Source organism: Aeromonas sp. 600724 (assembly GCF_049175135.1).
Classification (GTDB): Bacteria; Pseudomonadota; Gammaproteobacteria; order Enterobacterales; family Aeromonadaceae; genus Aeromonas; species Aeromonas veronii_A.
In genome coordinates this window covers 35507-54612 of the sequence record NZ_JAAKUM010000008.1, presented here as the reverse complement: position 1 = coordinate 54612, position 19106 = coordinate 35507, and the positions used below count along the sequence as shown (strand labels likewise).

General features: G+C 56.4%; 20 protein-coding genes. 13 read left to right on the top strand and 7 right to left on the bottom strand.

Annotation, left to right across the window (positions count from 1 at the left end; translation table 11 throughout):
• Window positions 1-8 precede the first annotated feature (8 nt).
• Complete coding sequence (locus G5168_RS09295) at window positions 9-974, bottom strand: hypothetical protein (protein WP_421252114.1); 966 nt, start codon at window positions 972-974, stop codon at window positions 9-11.
• 177 nt (window positions 975-1151) lie between these two features.
• On the opposite strand from G5168_RS09295, the gene thiI reads away from it, so the two are divergent.
• Window positions 1152-2600 carry a tRNA uracil 4-sulfurtransferase ThiI gene (gene thiI / locus G5168_RS09290; protein ID WP_421173042.1) on the top strand — a complete coding sequence of 483 codons (1449 nt, stop codon included), beginning with the start codon at window positions 1152-1154 and terminating at the stop codon, window positions 2598-2600.
• A gap of 72 nt (window positions 2601-2672) precedes the next feature.
• On the opposite strand, the gene G5168_RS09285 is transcribed toward thiI, so the two are convergent.
• Entirely contained in the window at window positions 2673-3065 is a 393-nt protein-coding gene (locus G5168_RS09285) for a hypothetical protein (protein WP_042053183.1), read from the bottom strand.
• 99 nt (window positions 3066-3164) lie between these two features.
• On the bottom strand, window positions 3165-3797 hold the full coding sequence (locus tag G5168_RS09280) for a trimeric intracellular cation channel family protein (protein ID WP_129503709.1): 633 nt from the start codon (window positions 3795-3797) through the stop codon (window positions 3165-3167).
• 382 nt (window positions 3798-4179) lie between these two features.
• Between G5168_RS09280 and flaA the strand changes: the two genes are divergently transcribed.
• The 12 genes from flaA (at window position 4180) to G5168_RS09220 (ending at window position 15781) form a co-directional block, all read left to right on the top strand.
• Window positions 4180-5091, top strand: coding sequence for a flagellin A (gene flaA, locus G5168_RS09275; RefSeq protein WP_129503710.1), 912 nt, complete (start codon window positions 4180-4182; stop codon window positions 5089-5091).
• A 579-nt stretch (window positions 5092-5670) separates the two neighbouring features.
• Window positions 5671-6576, top strand: coding sequence for a flagellin B (gene flaB, locus G5168_RS09270; RefSeq protein ID WP_129503711.1), 906 nt, complete (start codon window positions 5671-5673; stop codon window positions 6574-6576).
• Window positions 6577-6609: 33 nt separating this feature from the next.
• Window positions 6610-7050 carry a flagellar protein FlaG gene (locus tag G5168_RS09265; RefSeq protein WP_129503712.1) on the top strand — a complete coding sequence of 147 codons (441 nt, stop codon included), beginning with the start codon at window positions 6610-6612 and terminating at the stop codon, window positions 7048-7050.
• Between the two features lie 26 nt (window positions 7051-7076).
• A complete protein-coding gene (fliD, locus tag G5168_RS09260) occupies window positions 7077-8495 on the top strand; it encodes a flagellar filament capping protein FliD (protein ID WP_216954022.1) in 1419 nt (472 codons plus the stop codon).
• Window positions 8496-8520: 25 nt separating this feature from the next.
• A complete protein-coding gene (gene fliS / locus G5168_RS09255; RefSeq protein WP_005346697.1) occupies window positions 8521-8943 on the top strand; it encodes a flagellar export chaperone FliS in 423 nt (140 codons plus the stop codon).
• Window positions 8940-9248 carry a hypothetical protein gene (locus G5168_RS09250; RefSeq protein ID WP_129503714.1) on the top strand — a complete coding sequence of 103 codons (309 nt, stop codon included), beginning with the start codon at window positions 8940-8942 and terminating at the stop codon, window positions 9246-9248. Before fliS ends, G5168_RS09250 begins: the two co-directional genes overlap by 4 nt.
• A gap of 6 nt (window positions 9249-9254) precedes the next feature.
• Window positions 9255-11339 carry a 6-hydroxymethylpterin diphosphokinase MptE-like protein gene (locus tag G5168_RS09245; RefSeq protein WP_421173043.1) on the top strand — a complete coding sequence of 695 codons (2085 nt, stop codon included), beginning with the start codon at window positions 9255-9257 and terminating at the stop codon, window positions 11337-11339.
• Between the two features lie 85 nt (window positions 11340-11424).
• Window positions 11425-13044, top strand: a complete 1620-nt coding sequence (locus G5168_RS09240) for an HAD-IIIC family phosphatase (RefSeq protein ID WP_421173044.1) — start codon at window positions 11425-11427, stop codon at window positions 13042-13044.
• Complete coding sequence (locus G5168_RS09235) at window positions 13037-13270, top strand: acyl carrier protein (RefSeq protein WP_227340795.1); 234 nt, start codon at window positions 13037-13039, stop codon at window positions 13268-13270. The genes G5168_RS09240 and G5168_RS09235 overlap by 8 nt, the downstream gene beginning before the upstream one ends.
• Window positions 13267-14022, top strand: coding sequence for an AAC(3) family N-acetyltransferase (locus G5168_RS09230; protein ID WP_408082949.1), 756 nt, complete (start codon window positions 13267-13269; stop codon window positions 14020-14022). Before G5168_RS09235 ends, G5168_RS09230 begins: the two co-directional genes overlap by 4 nt.
• Entirely contained in the window at window positions 14019-14423 is a 405-nt protein-coding gene (locus G5168_RS09225) for a VOC family protein (protein ID WP_005346679.1), read from the top strand. Before G5168_RS09230 ends, G5168_RS09225 begins: the two co-directional genes overlap by 4 nt.
• The gene (locus tag G5168_RS09220) at window positions 14420-15781 is read left to right on the top strand and encodes a DUF4910 domain-containing protein (protein WP_227340793.1); all 1362 of its coding nucleotides are present in this window, start codon (window positions 14420-14422) and stop codon (window positions 15779-15781) included. The genes G5168_RS09225 and G5168_RS09220 overlap by 4 nt, the downstream gene beginning before the upstream one ends.
• Here G5168_RS09220 and G5168_RS09215 read toward each other — a convergent pair.
• From G5168_RS09215 to pseI, 4 genes are read right to left on the bottom strand one after another with little or no spacing between them, the layout of a single operon-like run.
• Window positions 15763-16509: a crotonobetainyl-CoA--carnitine CoA-transferase gene (locus G5168_RS09215; protein ID WP_005306746.1), complete on the bottom strand. Its 747-nt coding sequence runs from the start codon at window positions 16507-16509 to the stop codon at window positions 15763-15765. The two genes, G5168_RS09220 and G5168_RS09215, sit on opposite strands and share 19 nt — an antisense overlap.
• On the bottom strand, window positions 16509-16769 hold the full coding sequence (locus G5168_RS09210; RefSeq protein ID WP_010635733.1) for a hypothetical protein: 261 nt from the start codon (window positions 16767-16769) through the stop codon (window positions 16509-16511). The genes G5168_RS09215 and G5168_RS09210 overlap by 1 nt, the downstream gene beginning before the upstream one ends.
• Entirely contained in the window at window positions 16766-18061 is a 1296-nt protein-coding gene (locus tag G5168_RS09205; RefSeq protein ID WP_421252113.1) for a motility associated factor glycosyltransferase family protein, read from the bottom strand. The genes G5168_RS09210 and G5168_RS09205 overlap by 4 nt, the downstream gene beginning before the upstream one ends.
• Window positions 18054-19100 (bottom strand): pseudaminic acid synthase, encoded by a 1047-nt coding sequence (gene pseI, locus G5168_RS09200; RefSeq protein ID WP_421249889.1) that lies wholly within the window; start codon window positions 19098-19100, stop codon window positions 18054-18056. Before pseI ends, G5168_RS09205 begins: the two co-directional genes overlap by 8 nt.
• Window positions 19101-19106: the final 6 nt, after the last annotated feature.

Genomic DNA, 19106 nt, shown 5'->3' with positions numbered 1-19106 from the left:
CCGCCAATTCAGCCCGGTTGGCGCAGATGACCGAGCCGGGTGAAGAAGTGCTGGCTCTTGCGTTGGTGAAAGTGGCTCTTCTTGATGGGATGGAAGATGAGGTTGCTTTCGGGATGGCTCGCTTTTAACTGGTGGAGCATGGCTACGGCGGGCAGGCTGGTGCTGACCAGGGTTGTGAGTGGCATGCTGAGGGTCTCGGGCCCGAGCAGTTGATTGAGCCCTTGCTGAGCCTGCTCAAAGCGGGTCAGGGCCGCCGGGTCGGCATAGCCGCTACCCAGCATGGTGAGCAGGTTGTCGAGGGCCAGATGAAATTCGGCCAACTGCTGGCGAAAGCCGCTGCGCCGGCGCAGGGCGATAAGCTCGGCGAAGGAGATCTCGCCGAGGTGAGTGGGTACTTGCAACGGGATTTCGAGGTGGAAGCAATCCTGACCGCCGCGATTGTGGTAGCGGGATTCGAGCAGATGGAGCAGGCGGTCGAGATAGTCGTGATCGGTAATAAGCGCCCCGTCATTGGCGAGTGCCCACTCACGGGCAAGGCGCATGGAGATCAGGTTGGCAAAGCGCCGCGCCATTCTGATCCCCCCTTCATCTCGGGTCGCAAAGCCGTGAGTAAGGCAAAAGCCGTGCAGCCGCTCCAGCCCCACCTGATCCGGGCAGAAGCAGTCGTGGTTGGCCTCCTGACGCCAGCGACCAATCAGCTCCTTGTTGCCAAACACCTTGTGGCGGACGAAATCGGGGGCCACCAGACCGCTTATCTGGCTCTCCAGCTGCGGGGTAATGGCGGCAAAGAAGGCGGCATCGGGCCGCTCGGCCAGCAGATCGGTCTGCTGTTGCAGGGTATCGAGCAGGGTGGTGAGGCCACTTTTTTCACTGACGGTGAAGACGAAGGCGAGCCGCTCCAGATAGAGCAGGGCAAATTTGAGCCAGAGCTCGTCGCGTACCTCCATGCCGGGGTAGTAGATATAGGTCTTCATCGGATCAGTCTGTTGTCAAAAATCTGGCGAGGCGCAGGGTCGGGAATATACGCAAGATTGGCGCTGCACGGCAAACACTGCGTGGGGGAATGTGAGCAAACGCTCATCCAGTAGGCGCTGGCCACAAAGTTCTGATATAATTCGCGCCCTTAAATCAAGGTCACCCGAGTCATTACCATGAAGTTCATTATCAAGCTGTTCCCGGAAATCACCATCAAGAGCAAGTCGGTTCGCCAGCGCTTTATCAAGATCCTGCAGGGCAATATCCGCAATGTCCTGCGCCGCTTCGACGACGATGCCCGCGTACGGATGGATTGGGACAAGCTGATCGTGAGCTCCCGCAATGACCAGTTCCGCGAGCAGGCAATCGAAGCCCTGGCCTGCATTCCCGGCATTCAGGCCTTCCTCGAGGTACAAGCCAGCAAGTTTACCGATCTGCACGACATCTTCGAGCAGGTGAAAGCCGTGTGGGGCGACCAGCTCAAGGGCAAAACCTTCTGCGTGCGCGCCAAGCGCCACGGCAAGCACGAGTTTTCCTCTCTCGAGATTGAGCGCTATGTGGGCGGTGGACTGAACCAGCACTGCGAAAGCAATGGTGTGCGCCTCAAGAACCCGGATGTGAAGATCAACCTCGAGATCGACGGCGAAGAGCTCTTTATTGTCAGCGCCATCCATCAGGGCCTGAGCGGCATGCCCATCGCGACCCAGGAAGATGTGCTGAGCCTGCTCTCCGGCGGTTTTGACTCCGGCGTGGCATCGTTCCAGTTCATCAAGCGCGGCTGCCGCGTGCACTACTGCTTCTTCAATCTGGGCGGTGCTGCCCACGAAATCGGCGTCAAGCAGGTGGCCTACCACCTGTGGAACCGTTTCGGCTCCTCCCACCGGGTACGTTTCACCGCCGTGGACTTCGAGCCGGTGGTTGCCGAGATCCTCGAGAAGATCGACAACGGTCAGATGGGCGTGGTGCTCAAGCGGATGATGATGCGTGCCGCTGCCAAGGTGGCCGATGAGTTCCAGATCCCGGCGCTGGTGACCGGCGAGTGTGTGGGTCAGGTCTCCAGCCAGACCCTCACCAACCTGAACGTGATCGACCGGGTCACCGACAAGGTGATCCTGCGCCCGCTCATTACTTGGGACAAGCCGGATATCATCAGTGAAGCCCGCCGCATCGGCACCCTGGAGTTCGCCGAAACCATGCCGGAGTATTGTGGGGTCATCTCCAAAAAGCCGACCGTTAAGGCCGATCTGGCGCGCATTGAAGAGGAAGAGGCCAACTTCGACTTCTCCATTCTGGACAAGGTGGTGGCCGAGGCCCGTTACCTTGACATTCGTCGCATTGGTGAAGAGACCGCCGCCGAGGTGCAGGAAGTGGAGACTACCGCCGAGAGCGGTGACAACGAGGTGATCCTCGATATCCGCTCCATGGACGAGCACGACGAGAAGCCATTGCTGGTGGAAGGGCGTGAGGTCATGCATATCCCCTTCTTCAAGCTGGCCACCGCCTTTGGCGATCTGCCCAAGGAGAAGACCTACCTGCTCTACTGCGATCGCGGCGTGATGAGCAAGCTACAGGCGCTTTACCTGAAAGAGAAAGGCTTTGCCAACGTCAAAGTTTACCGTCCGTAATTTGACGCTCAATCTCCCATAAAAAATCCGGCCAATGTGCCGGATTTTTGTTTTATAGCTCGGAGCTTGGATTTATGGACAGGGAACGGGAGTGAAGGAGTGCTCCCCCAGGCAGCGCCAACCCATTTCCGCTCCCCTCATTTGCCAAAGGTTATCGCTGCGATAGAGAGTCAGGATATAGAGCATGTCGTTCTTGCTGCCATCGAGGGCAACCGAGAGTACCAGATCATTATCCAGTTGCTGGGCATGGATGCGACTGGGGATGTCGCTATGACCGACAAAACGAAGTGCTACCTCACGGTAGTCATTGACCCATTTCTGATGTAGCTCGTTCGCCTGACGTATCTGCTGGTTGAACTGCTGCACTGGCGCCGATGCCAGTCGTCCAAAAACGGCTTGTGCTTCGGCATGTGCTGCCGTCACGTTCGCAAGGAGGAGAGTGGTAAGCATACCGATTTTGTGCATGAGAATATCCGGCTAACAACGACTGCTTCTATGACAACAGAAAAGCCCATTTGGTTCAACGCACAACCCACAGAGCCATATTCCACTGCGGGTGTGCTTTCAGTTGCGTTGCAGCGAGAAGGTTGGTAGCGACAGGTGCCAGTAGATAGCAGCTACCCGCAAACCGAACACGGCTGTCATACAGATGAGCATGGCGGTTACTCTGTCCATGTTCGCCTCCAGTGCCAGGGTGTAGAGGATTCCGCCCAAAATGCAGGCTGTTGCATAGATCTCTTTTTGCAACACCATAGGCACTTCCCTGGCCAGTACATCACGGATCATGCCGCCTGCTACCCCTGTCATGGTCCCCATCAGCACGGCGATCAGTCCCGGGGTACCGAAGTTGAGGGCTTTTTGCGCCCCAATCACCGTAAAGAGGGCCAGTCCGAAGGCATCCGCCACCGGCAGCACATACCAAGGCATTCTGCGGGGCAGTTTGACCATCCACATACCGATCAGCGCCGTTGCAATGACCACCCAGATATAGAGAGGATCGCGAACCCAGAACACCGGGGTTGCTCCCAGGATCATGTCGCGGATGGTACCACCGCCGATGGCGGTGACTGCCGCCAACACCATGACGCCAAATCCGTCCATTCTGAGCCGGCCCGCCACCAGAACCCCTGAAAACGCGAATACCGCAGTACCAAACATATCGCTGATGTAAACAATCTGCTCAACCAGTGTCTGCATGGAAAACAACTCACGCCAAATTGTTGATGGGGCCGCGATTTTAGGGGCTGGAGAGCCCAATCGCCAACTGTGCTCGACAAAATTGAGAGTCGACACCGTTTTTTTCTCGCATCATGGACAAGGAGGGGCTCGAGTGTGCCTGTTTACCTCCTTGTTGGAGGAGGGGCGCGATGAGTTTCTGCCACGTTTTAGTGGGCGTTTTTTTCCTTAAGTTTATCCCCGACCTGTCGATATATAGGGTAAGCGGCGTTAACGTGATGAAGCGTTGAAAAAAATGCTAAAGACATCGAAAAACGGGCCGTTAAATAAGACGCATCGGGCACAGAAAATAATAAAGCCAGAGCAAATAGAAGAGTAAATTTAATAGCTTAGGAGAATAGTCATGGGCCTTTATATCAACACTAACGTTTCATCACTCAACGCTCAGCGTAACCTGATGAACACGACCAAATCACTGGATACATCCTACACTCGACTGGCATCCGGTCTGCGTATCAACAGCGCCAAAGACGATGCCGCCGGCCTGCAAATTGCCAACCGTTTGACCTCCCAGATCAACGGTCTGGATCAAGGTAATCGTAATGCCAATGACGGTATCTCTGTTGCCCAAACTGCCGAAGGGGCAATGGATGAAATTACCTCCATGCTGCAACGGATGCGTACGCTGGCTCAACAGTCAGCCAACGGTTCCAATAACACTGATGACCGTACTGCGCTGCAGCAAGAGTATACCCAGTTGATGACTGAAATTGACCGGGTAGCCAAAGATACCACGTTTGGTGGTCAGAACCTGCTTAATGGCGGCTATGTGGGCACCTTCCAGGTGGGGGCAGACGCAGGGCAGACCATCACCTTCCGGATGACGACCGCCTTTACTATCTCGGGCATGGCCTCTGCCACCAGTGGTAGTGCGACAGTGGCAACCACGACCTCGGGCGAGCCGTATAACATCACGAAGACAGCAGGAACGCCGGTCACATCTACCAGTATGTCGACCATTACAGCTGCAAGCTCGGCCCAGTCGGCTATGGCCAACCTGGATTACATGATAAAGGTGGTGGACAGCAAGCGTGCTGAACTGGGGGCGGTACAAAACCGGTTTGACTCGACCATTCGCAACCAGGCGAACGTCTCCGAAAACGTTAGTGCTGCACGCTCACGTATCCGTGATGCAGACTTCGCCACCGAGACTGCAAACCTGACCAAGCAGAATATCTTGCAACAGGCCGCATCAACCATACTGGCCCAGGCGAACCAGCGCCCCCAGTCAGCTCTTTCGCTGCTGCAAGGCTAACAAAAGAAAACAGGGCGGTTGTTCAGGCCGCCCTGGTCAAGAGATGGAACAAAGGGGTGTTCGGTTCGCACTCTGTTCTATCGGGAGAGATATAATTCTCTACTAGTAATGCCAAGTGTTGTCCAGCTGTTCAGTTCTGTCACGCTTGGTCATATTCTCCTGAGCATATGCTCATCTTTAGGCCGGTTTACCGGCCTCTTTTTATTGTGTCGTCAAATCGACGTCACTCTACCCAACCTAAGCACAAATCGTGCCACAAAAATAATCCTGTCACACCATCCTGCAACCCCTCTATTACGTCTTGCACTATGTTTGCCATCTCGCTTTCCTTGCCATGTACCGGAGAAAAATTGCCGCGTTAGGCAACAATTTTCCTAAAGCTTGCCTCTGCACTGCCGTTAAACAAGGTGAAGCAATCGAGGGGTGTTCGGAATCCAACGTTTGCACTACTGCGGGTGACCTGTCCGTTCAAACAGACACCCGCCAGAAGACTCAGGCTCGTTCAACCTGTTCTTCTAACGGTGGGACGCCGCTTTGACGGCGCAACCCGCAGTCGCATGTTCTTCGGGAGAATATTTTATGGCCATGTATATCAACACGAATACTTCATCACTGAACGCCCAGCGTAACCTGATGAATACCAACAAGTCTCTGGATACCTCTTACACCAGACTGGCATCGGGACTTCGTATCAACACTGCCAAAGATGATGCTGCCGGTTTGCAGATCTCCAACCGTTTGACTTCCCAGATCAACGGTTTGGATCAAGGTAACCGCAACGCCAACGATGGTATCTCGGTTGCTCAAACGGCTGAAGGGGCCATGGATGAAGTGACCAGTATGCTGCAGCGTATGCGCACGCTGGCACAGCAATCTGCTAACGGTTCCAACAACACCGATGACCGTACTGCATTGCAGCAAGAGTTTGACCAACTGACTACAGAGATCAACCGTATCTCCAACGACACCACTTTCGGTGGCCAGAAGCTGCTGGATGGCAACTACAAGGGGTCGTTTCAGGTGGGGGCGGATGCTGGTCAGACTATCACCTTCAAGATGACTTCCGCCTTTACCATCAGTGGGATTGCGGCATCAACCAAGGGAAGCGCGACCGTTGCTACCAGTGCCTCTGGCGAGCCCTATACCGTGACCAAGGGAACATCTGCAGTAACCTCTACCAGCGTCAGCAGCATCAGCTCTGCCAGCGCCGCCCAGCTGGCCATGGCCAACCTTGATTTCATGATCAAGGCGGTAGACAGCAAGCGGGCAGAGCTGGGTGCGGTGCAGAACCGGTTTGACTCCACCATTCGCAACCAGTCCAACGTCTCTGAAAACCTGAGCGCAGCACGTTCTCGTATTCGTGACGCAGACTTTGCAACCGAGACCGCTAATCTGACCAAGCAGAACATTCTGCAACAGGCTGCTTCCAGCATCCTGGCTCAAGCCAACCAAAGACCGCAATCAGCCCTGTCCCTGCTGGGTTAACAGGCTGTGATGAGATAAAAAAGGAGCGACGATATGGCCAATGAAATTGGAATTCCGTCATCGGTCACTCCTTCTTCTCTTCAGTCAAGTAGCAAGAGCGGCCAGTCGGCCGCTCAAGTGCTATCTGGCACAGCAGAAGAGCAGCGGGGGACGGCAAAGGACATGGAAAAGCAACAGGGGCTGCCTGAGCAGGAGAGGGCTGGCAAGCCGAAGATTTCAGACAAGGAAATTGAGAAAGGGGTACAAAACTTGCAAGAGTTCAGTCAGTTGCAAGGATGGACCGTCAATTTCAGTGTTGAAAAGGAACTGGAGCAGGTTGTTATCAAGGTTATGGATGCCGATACCAAATCAATGATCCGTCAGATACCAAGCGAAGAGTTGCTGGCTATCAGCAAACGAATCCAGGCTCTGCGCGAAGGTGATGTGATTGGCGGTGGCTCTCGAGTCGGGTTATTGCTTGATAAAGAGATTTAATAGTTACGTTTGCGAGGAGAGTGAGTATGGCTACTATTACGTCTGCTGGTGCGGGCTCTGGACTGGACTTGGAGTCTGTCATCGCTGCAAGCGTTGATGCCAAAAAGGCGCAGCTGTTGCAGCCAATTACCACCAAAAAGACCAACGCCCAGATCACTCTCTCAGGGGTAGGCCAGCTGAAGTCAGCGATCGCGACTTTTGTCACCACTCTGCAGGCTATGTCAAAGGATGACGCGTTTAACAAACGTGCGATAAACATCACCCAGGATAAAGATAATCCGGTTCTCAAGGTGGAGAGCAAGAGTGGCGCTTCCAACGGGCAATATGACATCAGTGTCGAAAAATTGGCGAAGACCAGCAAATTTGAAGGTAGTTTCGCCTCTTCGACCACGCCCATGATCACTCAAGATGGCACCCTGACATTCAAGGCAGGTGACAAGACCTTTGATGTGGATGTTAAAGCAGGGGATTCACTCCAGTCCATTCGCAAGCGGATCAACAATGATAGTGACAACTTTGGTCTTAGCGTCAATATCATGAATACCTCCGATGGCAAGGCGGCCCTTGTGATTGACTCCGGTGTCAGTGGAACAGGTAAAGATCTGCAGATAACCGGCAGTACACCTGAACTGACTGACAATTTCATCTCCAAGCTGACCCAGAAGCAACAAGCCCGTGATGCCGAGATAAGCGTGGATGGCAATAAATTGACCAGTGCGACCAACACCTTTGATGGCACCATTGTGGGTCTCAAGATTACGGTGTTGAAAGAGTCGGAGAGCACCACTACCACGAACCCGAGTGATGGTACCGTGACGACCACTTACAAGCCAAACAGAGTGGATGTGACGACAGACAAGGCTGGCATCAAGACCATGGTGCAGAGCTTCATCGATGGCTATAACGCTCTGGTGAAGAAGAGCACCGATCTGGGCAAACGCAGCTCTATCGTGGCCGGTGTCAGCCAGAATGATGGTGGAGCCCTGGCGGGGGATGCGACGACCAAGGCTGTGACCAACCTGATGAGTGGCACCGTCACCGAGCCTTCTAACAACTCTTCGACCTTCTCTACCATCTTTCAGTTGGGGGTCAAGATGGACAACAAGGGAGTGCTCTCACTTGATTCGACGAAATTCGATGAAGCGGTCGAGAAGAACTTCGACCAGGTAGTGGCTGTATTTGGTGGCAAGGACGGTGTTGCTGGCAAGTTGGCCAGCCAGCTTGAGACCTACTCCAAGACAGGGGGACTGCTTGCCAAGCGGGAAGAGACACTCAATTCTGATCTGCGTGATGTCAACCGCAAACAAGCAGATGTCGCGGCGCAGCTCACCAAGTATGAAGAGACGTTGAGGGCACGCTACGGCAGTCTGGATACCTTGCTGGCCAAGATGAACAAATCTGCCTCCTATCTCAACCTGCTCAATACCAACAACAAAACCAGTTAATTTGTAGTCAGGAGCTGAGTCTCGTATGTATCGAAAAACGATCAAGGCCTATACAACCCAGAGTTTGCAGTCTGAGCTGGCAGTGGCGGATCCCTATCGCGTGATCCAGTTATTGATGCAAGGGTGTCTCGAACGTCTCGCTCAGGCTCGCGGTGCAGTCGAGCGTCGCGATTTCGAGGGTAAGTCCCAATCTATCTCCAAGACGCTGGCCATTATCAATGGTCTGCAAGATTCACTTGATCTCTCTTATGGCAAGGTCCCCGAAGACCTGTTCGCACTTTATGACTATATGAAAGTGCGCATGATGGATGCCAGCCGTGACATGGATGTAGGCGCCATTGATGAAGTGATGAACCTGATGCTGACGGTCAAGAGCGGTTGGGATGCCATCCCTGTCGATGAGCGAGACAAGGCGCTGGCACAGCAAAAGGTAGGCAGACCGGCATGAATGAGGTCAATAGTACTTCTGTGTCTGCCTTGATGAGACAGGGCGAGCAGTTGCAGTCTCTACTGGTGCAAGGTGAGCTGGTTGCAGCAGAACAGCTGGCTGAACTTTATCTGCATGCTCTGGAAGAGGTATTCGGGTCACTGCCTTGGGGAGAGACTCTCAATGTGGAACAGCGGCAGGCACTGATGCAGTTCCAGCTTATTTATGATTGGGTGGGTCAGGAAAAGCAGCAGGCTGAAGCACAATTACGACAATTCTCCCAGGCCGGACGTGCATCCGGTCTTTACAAGCTGAATGCAGGTTAGTCTGACATGGATATCCATCACAAGATTCATGATGTAGAAAGTGAACTGGCACGCCTGGCTCTGCAAAAGCAGCAGGAGGCCGCCATGCTGGAAGTACTCCCCGTTCGTTATGAACTCAATATGGCTGCGTTTGCCAAATACATGCCCGCCATTCATGACTTTTTCAAGGAGTACCAGCCTGCCAGGCCTTTTCGTTTCTTCTGTAATGAAAACGGCGTTCCCAATATTCTGTGGCTCGACGAGGGTATCTCGCTTTATGGGGATGATCCATTTAGCGAGGTTCAGTCGCAGATTGCCGAGGTCATTGAACACAGTGTCTTGCAGTGCATCGATTTTGTGCCCCAGTGGTATATCGATGGCCAAATCCATATCAAATACAACAATGAAATCTCCAAATTAAAAGAGAAGTCAGCTCTGGAAGGGTTGCGTCTAAAGGCAGCATTACATACCGATATTCCTCTGGCACTGATGTATGGCATTGGTTTGGGCTACCAGCTCGGTTGCTTGTATGAACAGTGCAAGATCAAGAATCTGTTTGCTTTCGAGCCTGATCTTGACATGTTTTACGCCTCGCTCTTCTGTTTTGATTGGCATCAGCTGCTCGCCTACATGGAGGAGGAGTCGATCAGTCTGCACCTCTTTATCGGTGTTGACGAGCGATTGCTGGTCGCTGACATGATGGAGGCGCTGCATCGCAAGGGGGCATTCTGGTCGGCAAGCTATTTCTCGTTCTGTCATTACCATTCCCCCAAGCTGCACGCCTTGATAACACAGGTGGAAAGGGAGTTCTATCTGCTCAAAACGGGGTGGGGGTTCTTTGATGACAACATCTATGCACTTGCCCATAGCCACACCCATCTGCAAGACGGCACCCCCTTTCTGAAACGGTGGCGCGATAGCCGTGCCTTCGAGCAGATCCCTGTCTTTGTGGTTGGCAATGGCCCCTCGCTGGATCAGAGCATCGAGTTCATCCGGCAGCATCAGCAGCAGGCAATCATTATCGCCTGCGGTACTGCGGTCAGTGCACTCTACAAAGCTGGCGTAAAACCGGATATCTACGTTGCAGTGGAGCGCACCAAGAGCTCAGCCGATTTTCTGAGCATTCTCAATGCCGATGACTTTATCAAGGACACCGTGTTTCTGAGCGTTGATGTCATTCACCCTGAATGCAAGCGCTTCTTTCGTAAAACAGGGTTGGCGTTCAAGCCCAACGAGCCGATGTTCTCCATGCTGATTAGCGCGTTTGGTCAGGCATTTGAGTACGATACCATTGAATTTTCCAACCCGTTCGTCGGCAATACCGGCCTCAATTATGCGGCCTTGCTTGGTTTCAAGCAGGTGTATTTGTTTGGTATCGACAATGGCTATAAAACAGCCGGACAGCATCACTCCAGCCTGAGTCTCTATTACAACGACAAGCAAGAGGCGAAATACGAGGAAAATTTAAAGGATACTTTCCCGGCACCGGGTAACTTTGGCGACGAAGTGCGTATCAATCATCTGTTTGGGCTAGCCATTCACAATATGGCCAGTGTATTGCGTGATTATCCCGAGATGCAGTGCGTCAACAGTAGTGACGGCGCTTATATAGAAGGGGCAATCCCTCGTCGTGTTGAATCGTTGCAACCTGAATGGCCGGTACTCGACAAAATCCCGCTCATGGATGAAGTGATGGCCACTTGTTTCCAGTCCTTTGACATGAGCAGCGTTGATTTCGCTGCTGCATTGCAGGTGCCGCTGTTCGTTGAGCTGGTAGACAAGTTGCGCGATGACTGGCGCCAGGTAGCCTGTGAACACAATGCGGTATTGGCCATGATGCAACGCCATCACGACTATCTGCTCTATCTGCTGATGAGCCGCGAATCACATCTCTATCGTGTGTTGATTGGTTCAATTAACTATTTCTACGCCAATATCATCAGCCTAATGATGGCGCAGGTGACAGCAGAACCCGAGGTGCTGGCGGGCAAGATAAAAGAGGCGCAGGCAATTCTGGAGTTATTCTTCGAGGATAGCAAAGTGATGTATGCCGATGCGTTCGATGGCCATGATACCACCTATTTTACCGGCCTGGATGTGTTCAAGCGCTAGTCCTTGAATCGGATGGGGATGACTCTGTTCATCTCCATTCCCTAACAGTATGATATAGAAGTATTTAATCCTTTCAGGTGCATATATGGCCACCCTTTCCCTGGCATCCACCGCATTTCTCATGCCCGGTAATGTGGCATGGGCTCCTTTGGCCCGACATGCACAGTTGCAATTTTGCCCTCAAGGTCAATGGCAGCCGATGGCCGCTTGTGACGGACATCTGGTGCTCTGGTTTTGGGAGCAACTGCTGACCGACAGCGAATGCCAGCATTGGTACACCTTGGCTGAACCCGCATTGTCCGAGACCATCGACACCTGGTTGGAAGCATTGCTCTCGCCACTGCGGGGGCTCCCTCATCTTTATCTTGGTGCCTGTTCACTGCAAGGCGGTGGTGTGAGTAGCGCTCTTCATCCCTGGATGATGCAGCTGGATGTCTGCTTTACCCGAGCGCTTGCACGTCACCACATTAGGGATTTGGGGCTGGGTCGCTGGCTCTCTGAGCAGGGGCGAGCCCATTGTGTGGACGAGCGTAATCGTTACCTTCTTTCTTGTCCTCTCTCGATGCACGGCTTGACCAGCCTTGCCGACTGGATTGCCGCGCGTTGGATGCTTGATCAGGCGCCAATACGCAAGGTGCTGGTGCTCGATTGTGACAATACCCTGTGGGGGGGGGTAGTGGGTGAAGAGGGGTTGACTGGCCTTTACCTTGGTCAGGACGGTCTCGGCAAACTCTATCAGTCGTTTCAGGATGCGGCGCTCTACTGGTATCAGCGCGGCGTGTTGTTGGCATTGTGCTCTAAAAACGAGCCTGCAGATGTTTGGCTGGTGTTTGAGCAGCATGGCGCCATGAGACTCAAAAGGCGAAATATTGCAGCATCTGCCATTGGTTGGGGCTCTAAATCTCAAGGTTTGCGACATATTGCTGCCAGCCTCAATCTGGGGCTTGAGGCCTTGGTCTTCTGGGATGATTCCCCCCTGGAAAGGGCTGAAGTTCGCCATGCCCTGCCACAAGTCGATGTCATTGAACCACCAGCAGATATTTGGGCATGGCCTACAACCTTGCTCACTTATGGGGGGTTCTCGCGCATATTCAGTGGTGATGATGCTCTTCGTCAAGCCTCCTATCTGGCATTGGCAGACGCCGCCCGGTTACGTAGCGAGGTTGGCAGTGAACAACATTTTCTCGCCTCCTTGTCGTTGCGTGCGGCGATACAGCCGTTGGCGGTGGATAACCTTGCTCGTGCCGAGCAGATCATCCATAAAACCAACCAGTTTAATCTCTCCTGTCTGCGATATGAGGCGAGCGAGCTCAAACGGCTGGCGCAGTCTGGCTGGTGCTGGCTAGTGTCGTTGCAGGATCGCTTTGCCGATCATGGCTTGGTTGGCTTGGTGCTGATCATAAACATCACGCCCAAACTGGCATTGCTCGATACGCTGGCTCTGAGTTGCAGAGTGTTGTCCAGAGGACTCGAATATTGGTTACTGGATAGCGTCTCGGCTGCATTGCGCGAGGCGGGGATCGAGCGTCTGGTTATTGGCTCGAATCGTTGTGCACGTAATGAACCTGCGCTGACATGGTTGGCATCCCTGCCGTTGACCCCCTGTGATAATCCGGATCCCGCCCGTTTTTCCCATGAGCATTACCATAGTCTGGCGCTCGAACAGCTGAATTTGCCTTTTTTGGAGTTTTATCACCATGACTGATCTCTTCACTTTGTTGGAACAGCAGTTTCCTTCTGCAACCGTCACGCGAGGCGACTATCAGTTGGGACTTGGGGCCTTTCCGGAATGGGATTCGCTTGGTCATTTCAATTTTCTGCTGCTGGTTGAGCAGACGTTCTCGGTACGCTTCGAGCCTGAAGAGCTGGCGAAGATGAAGCAACTTCAGGACATTCGTGATGCGCTGTTGCGGCGTGGTCTTGTGCTGTGATTGAAGCTCTCTCTCATGTTCTTGGCTCCCTTGGGATCGCACGAGGGAGCGCTATCATGGTTCACACTGACGCCATGGCTGTGGCCCAGTTTCCTGGACGGGGCAATGAAGCCGGCATGCATGCTTTTTGGTTGGGGATGCAGGAGTGGCTTGGAAACGAGGGCACTCTGCTGGTGCCAACATTCACGTATAGCCTGACTCGCCAGAGCTGTTTCGACAGGGCGACATCCCCCAGTGAAGTCGGGTTGATGACGGAGCAGTTTCGCACTCTGCCAGGGGTTGCGCGGACCCGCGATCCCATCTTCAGCGTTGCGGTATGGGGCGCGGGGCGTGACCAGGTGGTTGCAGCAGGGGGTCATGACTGCTTTGGTGAAGAGAGCCCCTTCGCCTGGTTGGCGGCTCACGATGGCTGGATTGCCGGTTTTGCCTGTCATCCCGATCGCATTACCTTCACCCACTATGTCGAGCAGCAACTAGGTGTCGATTATCGCTTTATGAAACGCTTTGAGGGTGATGTCCGCGAGCAGGGAATGGTGCGCCCCTGGCATTGTGACTACTTTGTGCGAAGACTCGATCTGGCCAGCGAGATAGATCTTTCCCGTCTGGTTGAAGCCCTTAAAAATCAGGACAAATGGCACCAGGGGTTATTTGGCCGTTTACCAGTCTGGGCCGTTCGCTGCGCCGACTTTGCCGCGGTGGCAAAAGAGCTGATCGCTGTCCATCCCCATGCGCTTATCAGGGAGGGGAGATGAAACTGCACCATATTGGACTGGTGGTGGCCGAACTGGATCTTGGCGTACGTTATTGTTGCGAGACCCTCGGGCTTTCCCGCTTTAGCGAGCCGGTGCTCGATCCGTTGCAGCGGGTGCATATCTGTTTTGCCTATGATGATGCGGGGATTTGCTATGAACTGATTGCACCTGCCAGTGATGATAGCCCCGTCAGTCAGGCGCTACGAACCCGTCATAACCTGCTCAATCATCTGGCCTATGAGGTGGCAGACCTGGCAATGGCTGCCGAAAAACTGCGGGCCCAGCGTCATCTTCCCCTCGGGCCCAGCCAGCCAGCCATCGCGTTTGGCGGCGCCCACGTCCAGTTTTTCCTGAGCCCCCTTGGCCACATTGTCGAATTGATCGAGGCACCCACCCCATGAGTTTTTCACCCAAGAGCGGCTATCTGCCCACCGACTGGGACGACCAGGCACAAGTCGGTGAACAGCTGCATCGGCTGCTCACCCTGCTGTTTCCGCTCAATCGCAGCCTGACCGGGGACGGGGTTCGGCAGTCGCTGGCCCTGTGGCGCGAGCACTGCCTGCCCGAGCTGCGGATCCATGAAGTGGCCAGCGGCACCGAGTGCTTCGACTGGACAGTGCCTGACGAGTGGAACGTGCGGGAAGCCTACATAGTGGGGCCGGATGGACGCAGAGTGGTGGACTTCCAGGATCACAACCTGCATCTGGTCGGTTACTCGGAGCCGGTGCGCTGCACCCTCTCGCTTGCCGAGCTGCAGCCCCATCTCCACTCTCTGCCCGAGCAGCCGGATGCCATTCCCTATGTGACCTCCTACTACAAGCGCCGCTGGGGCTTCTGTCTGCCCCATCGGCTGCGTGAAGCGCTGCCGGAGGGAGAATATCAGGTGGTGATCGATGCCACCCTGGCCCCGGGCTCGCTCACCTATGGTGACTGGGTGCTGCCGGGGGAGAGCGAGCAGGAGATCCTGCTGTCGAGCTACACCTGCCACCCCTCCATGGCCAACAACGAGCTCTCCGGCCCCTGTGTCGGTGTATTCCTGATGGCCTGGCTTGCGTCACTGCCCACACGTCGCTACAGCTACCGGCTGATGCTGGTGCCTGAAACCCTGGGGGCCATCGTCTATCTCTCCCGTCATCTGGACCAGCTCAAGCAGCGCACCTTGGCCGGCTTCAACCTGACCTGTCTTGGCGATGACCGCAGCTACTCCTTCCTGCCCTCACGCCAGGGCAACACGTTGGCGGATCGCATCGGTCGCCATGTGCTGGGTCATCTGGCGCCGGGCTACAAGGCTTACAGCTTCCTGGAGCGGGGATCCAACGAGCGGCAGCTGTGCGCGCCCGGCATCGATCTGCCGGTCACTTCTGTGATGCGCAGTCGATACGGCTGTTATGCCGAGTACCACACCTCGCTCGATGACCTCTCGCTGGTGACGTCGGCCGGTCTGGCCGGCGGCTTCATGGCGCTGCGCCGTGCCATCGAGTGTCTGGAGCTGGACGAGCGCTGCGAGGTCACTGTGCTGGGTGAACCCCAGCTCGGCAAGCGGGGGCTCTACCCGGATTTGTCGACCCGCTATTCGGGCTGGCAAGTGAGGGAGATGATGAATCTGCTGGCCTACAGCGACGGCAAGCTGACCCTGTTCGAGATCGCCGAGACCATAGGGGCGCCGTTCTGGCGGGTGGAGCCGCTGGCGCGGATGCTGCTGGAGGCCGGGCTGCTGCGTCGTCTCAGCCCGCAACCGGACTACTCGATCACCAGATAGGCTGGTCCCGGGTTGTGCGGGGTGCGACGGATGGCGTAGCGATCCAGCCCCAGCACCTCCTTGAGGGCCAGAGTCTCCCCCGGAAAGGCGGGCCAGTTGAGCTCATCGAATGCCAGCACCGACCCCTTGGTCAGGTGCGGCTTGATGAGCTCGAGGCAGCGGCGGGTCGGCTCGTAGAGATCAAAGTCAAAATAGGCCAGCGCTATCATTGTTTCCGGCTGACGAGCCAGATAGGCCGGCAGCGTCTCGGTCACATCCCCCTTCACCAGCTCATGCTTGACGATATGGTCCAGCGGGCTTTCCGCCTCATGGGCGGCGAGCAGTTGGGCCAGATGCTGCTCATAGCCCGGCGTCACCCCGTAGGCACCGGGCTGGATGGCGGCGTCGCTGCCATCTTGCGGAGCGTGGGAAGGGAAGCCGCTGAAGGTATCGAATCCCACCAACTTGCGGTTGTAGTTGTAGGGCTCATACATGCCGCGAAACGAGGAGAAAAGCGCCAGGTTCTGACCCCAGCGGGTACCGAAATCCATGATGACGCCGTGGACCGGCACGATCTTCTGATACAGCTCGTGCATGAACAGGATGCGGGAGAGCGACTGGCGCTTGAGGTAGAGGCCCAGGTTGTTCTGCAGCTCGGCCGCGGGCAGCGGGCTGGCGTGCAGCAACTCGCTGAAGGTCTGGCGGCGTGACAGCTCCTGCTCGGAGGCGTTGGAAATGGCCTTGATCATCAGTGGTCTCCTGTGGTGGTGTCGCCGGCCGGGGTCGACAGGCAGTGCACCACTTCATATTCGAGGTAATCGGCCAGCCCCAGCCAGTCCTGGCGCTCCTGGCACTGCAGCAGTGCGGCTACCAGTCCGGGTGGCAGGTTGCCCTGCTCGGTGAGCACCTCTTGCAGCAGTTCCGGCAATGCCTGACTCGCTGCAACCGACTGCCCCAGCCGAAACTGGTGCGCCAGGGCGGTGAGGCGGGTGATCTGGCCGTTTTTCATTGCACGTACTCCGGGTGATAGCGGCAGCCGGCGATTTCCGCCCCTTCCCGGCTGCAGTTCCAGAACTGCACATCGGTGTGGCGCGCTATGTAGCGCTCGAGCTCGGTGCGGTAGGCGGAAAAGTTTGGATTGGTCTTGACCCGCCGGCCATGGCCGTCGAGGGCCCAGCTGAGGGCCAGCGCGGCGCTGGGGCCGAGCGCACCGTCGGCCCAGCCCGAGTGGGTGAGCTCGCCGGGAAAGGCGAAGTCAGTGCCCAGCAGGATGACCTGGCGGCAACCCATCTGCACGGCGAGATCCACGGCGGGATGAATGACGCTGCCGCCCGAGTGCAGCACGCCCTTGGGGATCGTCTGTCGCAGCTGCTGATACATGGGGCTGCGGGAGTAGGCGGTCATGCGTGGCCCCTGCCAGGCCAGCAGGGCTGCCGTGGGAACCGTGGGGTAATAGACCAGGGTGGTCTGGGCCGACTGGGCGGCGGGCAGCCGGTTGCCGTGGATGGCGTCATCGATGGTGACGACGATGTCGGGCCGGATACCGTGGCTGAGCAAAAACGCCAGCGCGGTATCGACGCTAATCAGAAGATAGTCCTGCCGACGGCGCTGCAACTGGGCCTGCAGGGTGGCCAGGTTGTGCTGCAGGGTTGGGCCACTCGCCACGATCAGCGCCTGCTTGCCCTGAGCCAGACCGAACAGGGAGGCCACATCGCCGTCGCCGGCCAGCAGATCGCGGTTTTCCGCCAGCCGCCGGGTGATGTCGGGGTGCTCGGCGTCGAACCTGGCCCGGGCGAACGGCAAATCGATTTCACTCACCAGCCGGTCGCGGATGCGGGCGGCAGCATCTTCCACCAGCAGCAGCTCGGGCGGCAGGGCGAAGAAGGGCAGCCGCACCTCCCCTTCGTCGCCGGCCATCATCAGCTCGACCCTGGGGTCCGTCAGCCAGTCCTGCTGGTCTAGCAGCCGCAGTACAAGGGCAAACAGGGCGCCATTCATGATCTTCACTTCCAGCCGCTTGAGGCCACTGCGCCCCAGCAGGGTGCGCGGCAGATCGCCGAGCCCGGTGCCGTAGAGGTGCAGCACCGGCTGCTCGGGCAGGCTGGCGGCCTGCAGCTCGGCTTCCTTCACCCGGTCGTGCCGGCTGGTGAGCTGTATGCCGTGGAGGCTGAGGGTGGAGCCGAGACCTTCGGTCAGCTCGGCCGGCAGGCTTTCAACGTCCTGTGCCAGCAAGCGGGGCCAGAGGGCGGGCCAGCGCTGGCTGATGAGCCTACCGTGCTGGTTGAAGAGATCATCACTCATCGTTGTCTATCCACTCCCAGCTCAGCGGTTGATTGGCACTCAGGCTGCGGTTGACCCGCTTGCCGATGAGCCGATCGTAATCGGCCGGGGGCAGGCCGAGGGCGGGGCGCACCGACTTGATATGCGCTGCGGTGAGCTGCTCGCCGGCGGCCATCTCCTTGACCAGATAGAGGGAGCGGCGAAATGCACGGTTACCCTGTTCACTGGCGGTGAGCTGGTAGTCAGCCACCCCAAGGGCGGCATGGGCGGTATTGACCGAGGCCACCAGCTCGGTGAGCTCGGCCGGTTCCATGGAGAAGGCGCAATCCGGTCCGCCGTCGGCGCGGGCCAGGGTGAAGTGTTTCTCGATGAGGGTCGCCCCGAGCGCGGTGGCGGCGATGGCGGTGGCAGAGCCGAGGGTGTGATCGGAGAGCCCCACCTCGACCCCGAAGCGCTGGCGCAACATGGGGATGGTACGCAGGTTGTACTCGGCTGCCGGCGCCGGATAGCCGCTGACACAGTGCAGCAGGGCCAGCTGGCCGTTGCCATGCTTGAGCGCAATATCGACCGCGGCGGAGATCTCGGCCTCGTTCGCCATGCCGGTGGACATGATAAGCGGCTTGCCGGTCTGGGCGGCGTAGCGAATGAGGGGCAGATCCACCAGCTCGAAGGAGGCGATCTTGTAGGCCGGGCAGTCCAGTGATTCAAGCAAGTCCACCGCACTGAAATCGAACGGGCTGCTAAAGACAGTCAGCCCCAGCTCGCGCCCTTTGGCAAACAGCGCTTGGTGCCATTCCCAGGGGGTGTGCGCCCACTCATAAAGATCGTAGAGGCTGTGGCCATCCCACAAACCGCCGTGGATCTGAAATTCCGGTCGATCACTTTTGAGGGTGATGGTATCCGGGCGGTAGGTTTGCAGTTTGACGGCGCTGGCACCCGCTGCTTTGGCGGCGGTCATAATGGCCAGGGCGCGGTCCAGATTGCCATTGTGGTTGGCCGACAGTTCGGCAATCACATAGGGGGCCTGTTCCTGGTTGATGGGGCGATGATCGATCTGCATCTGTGT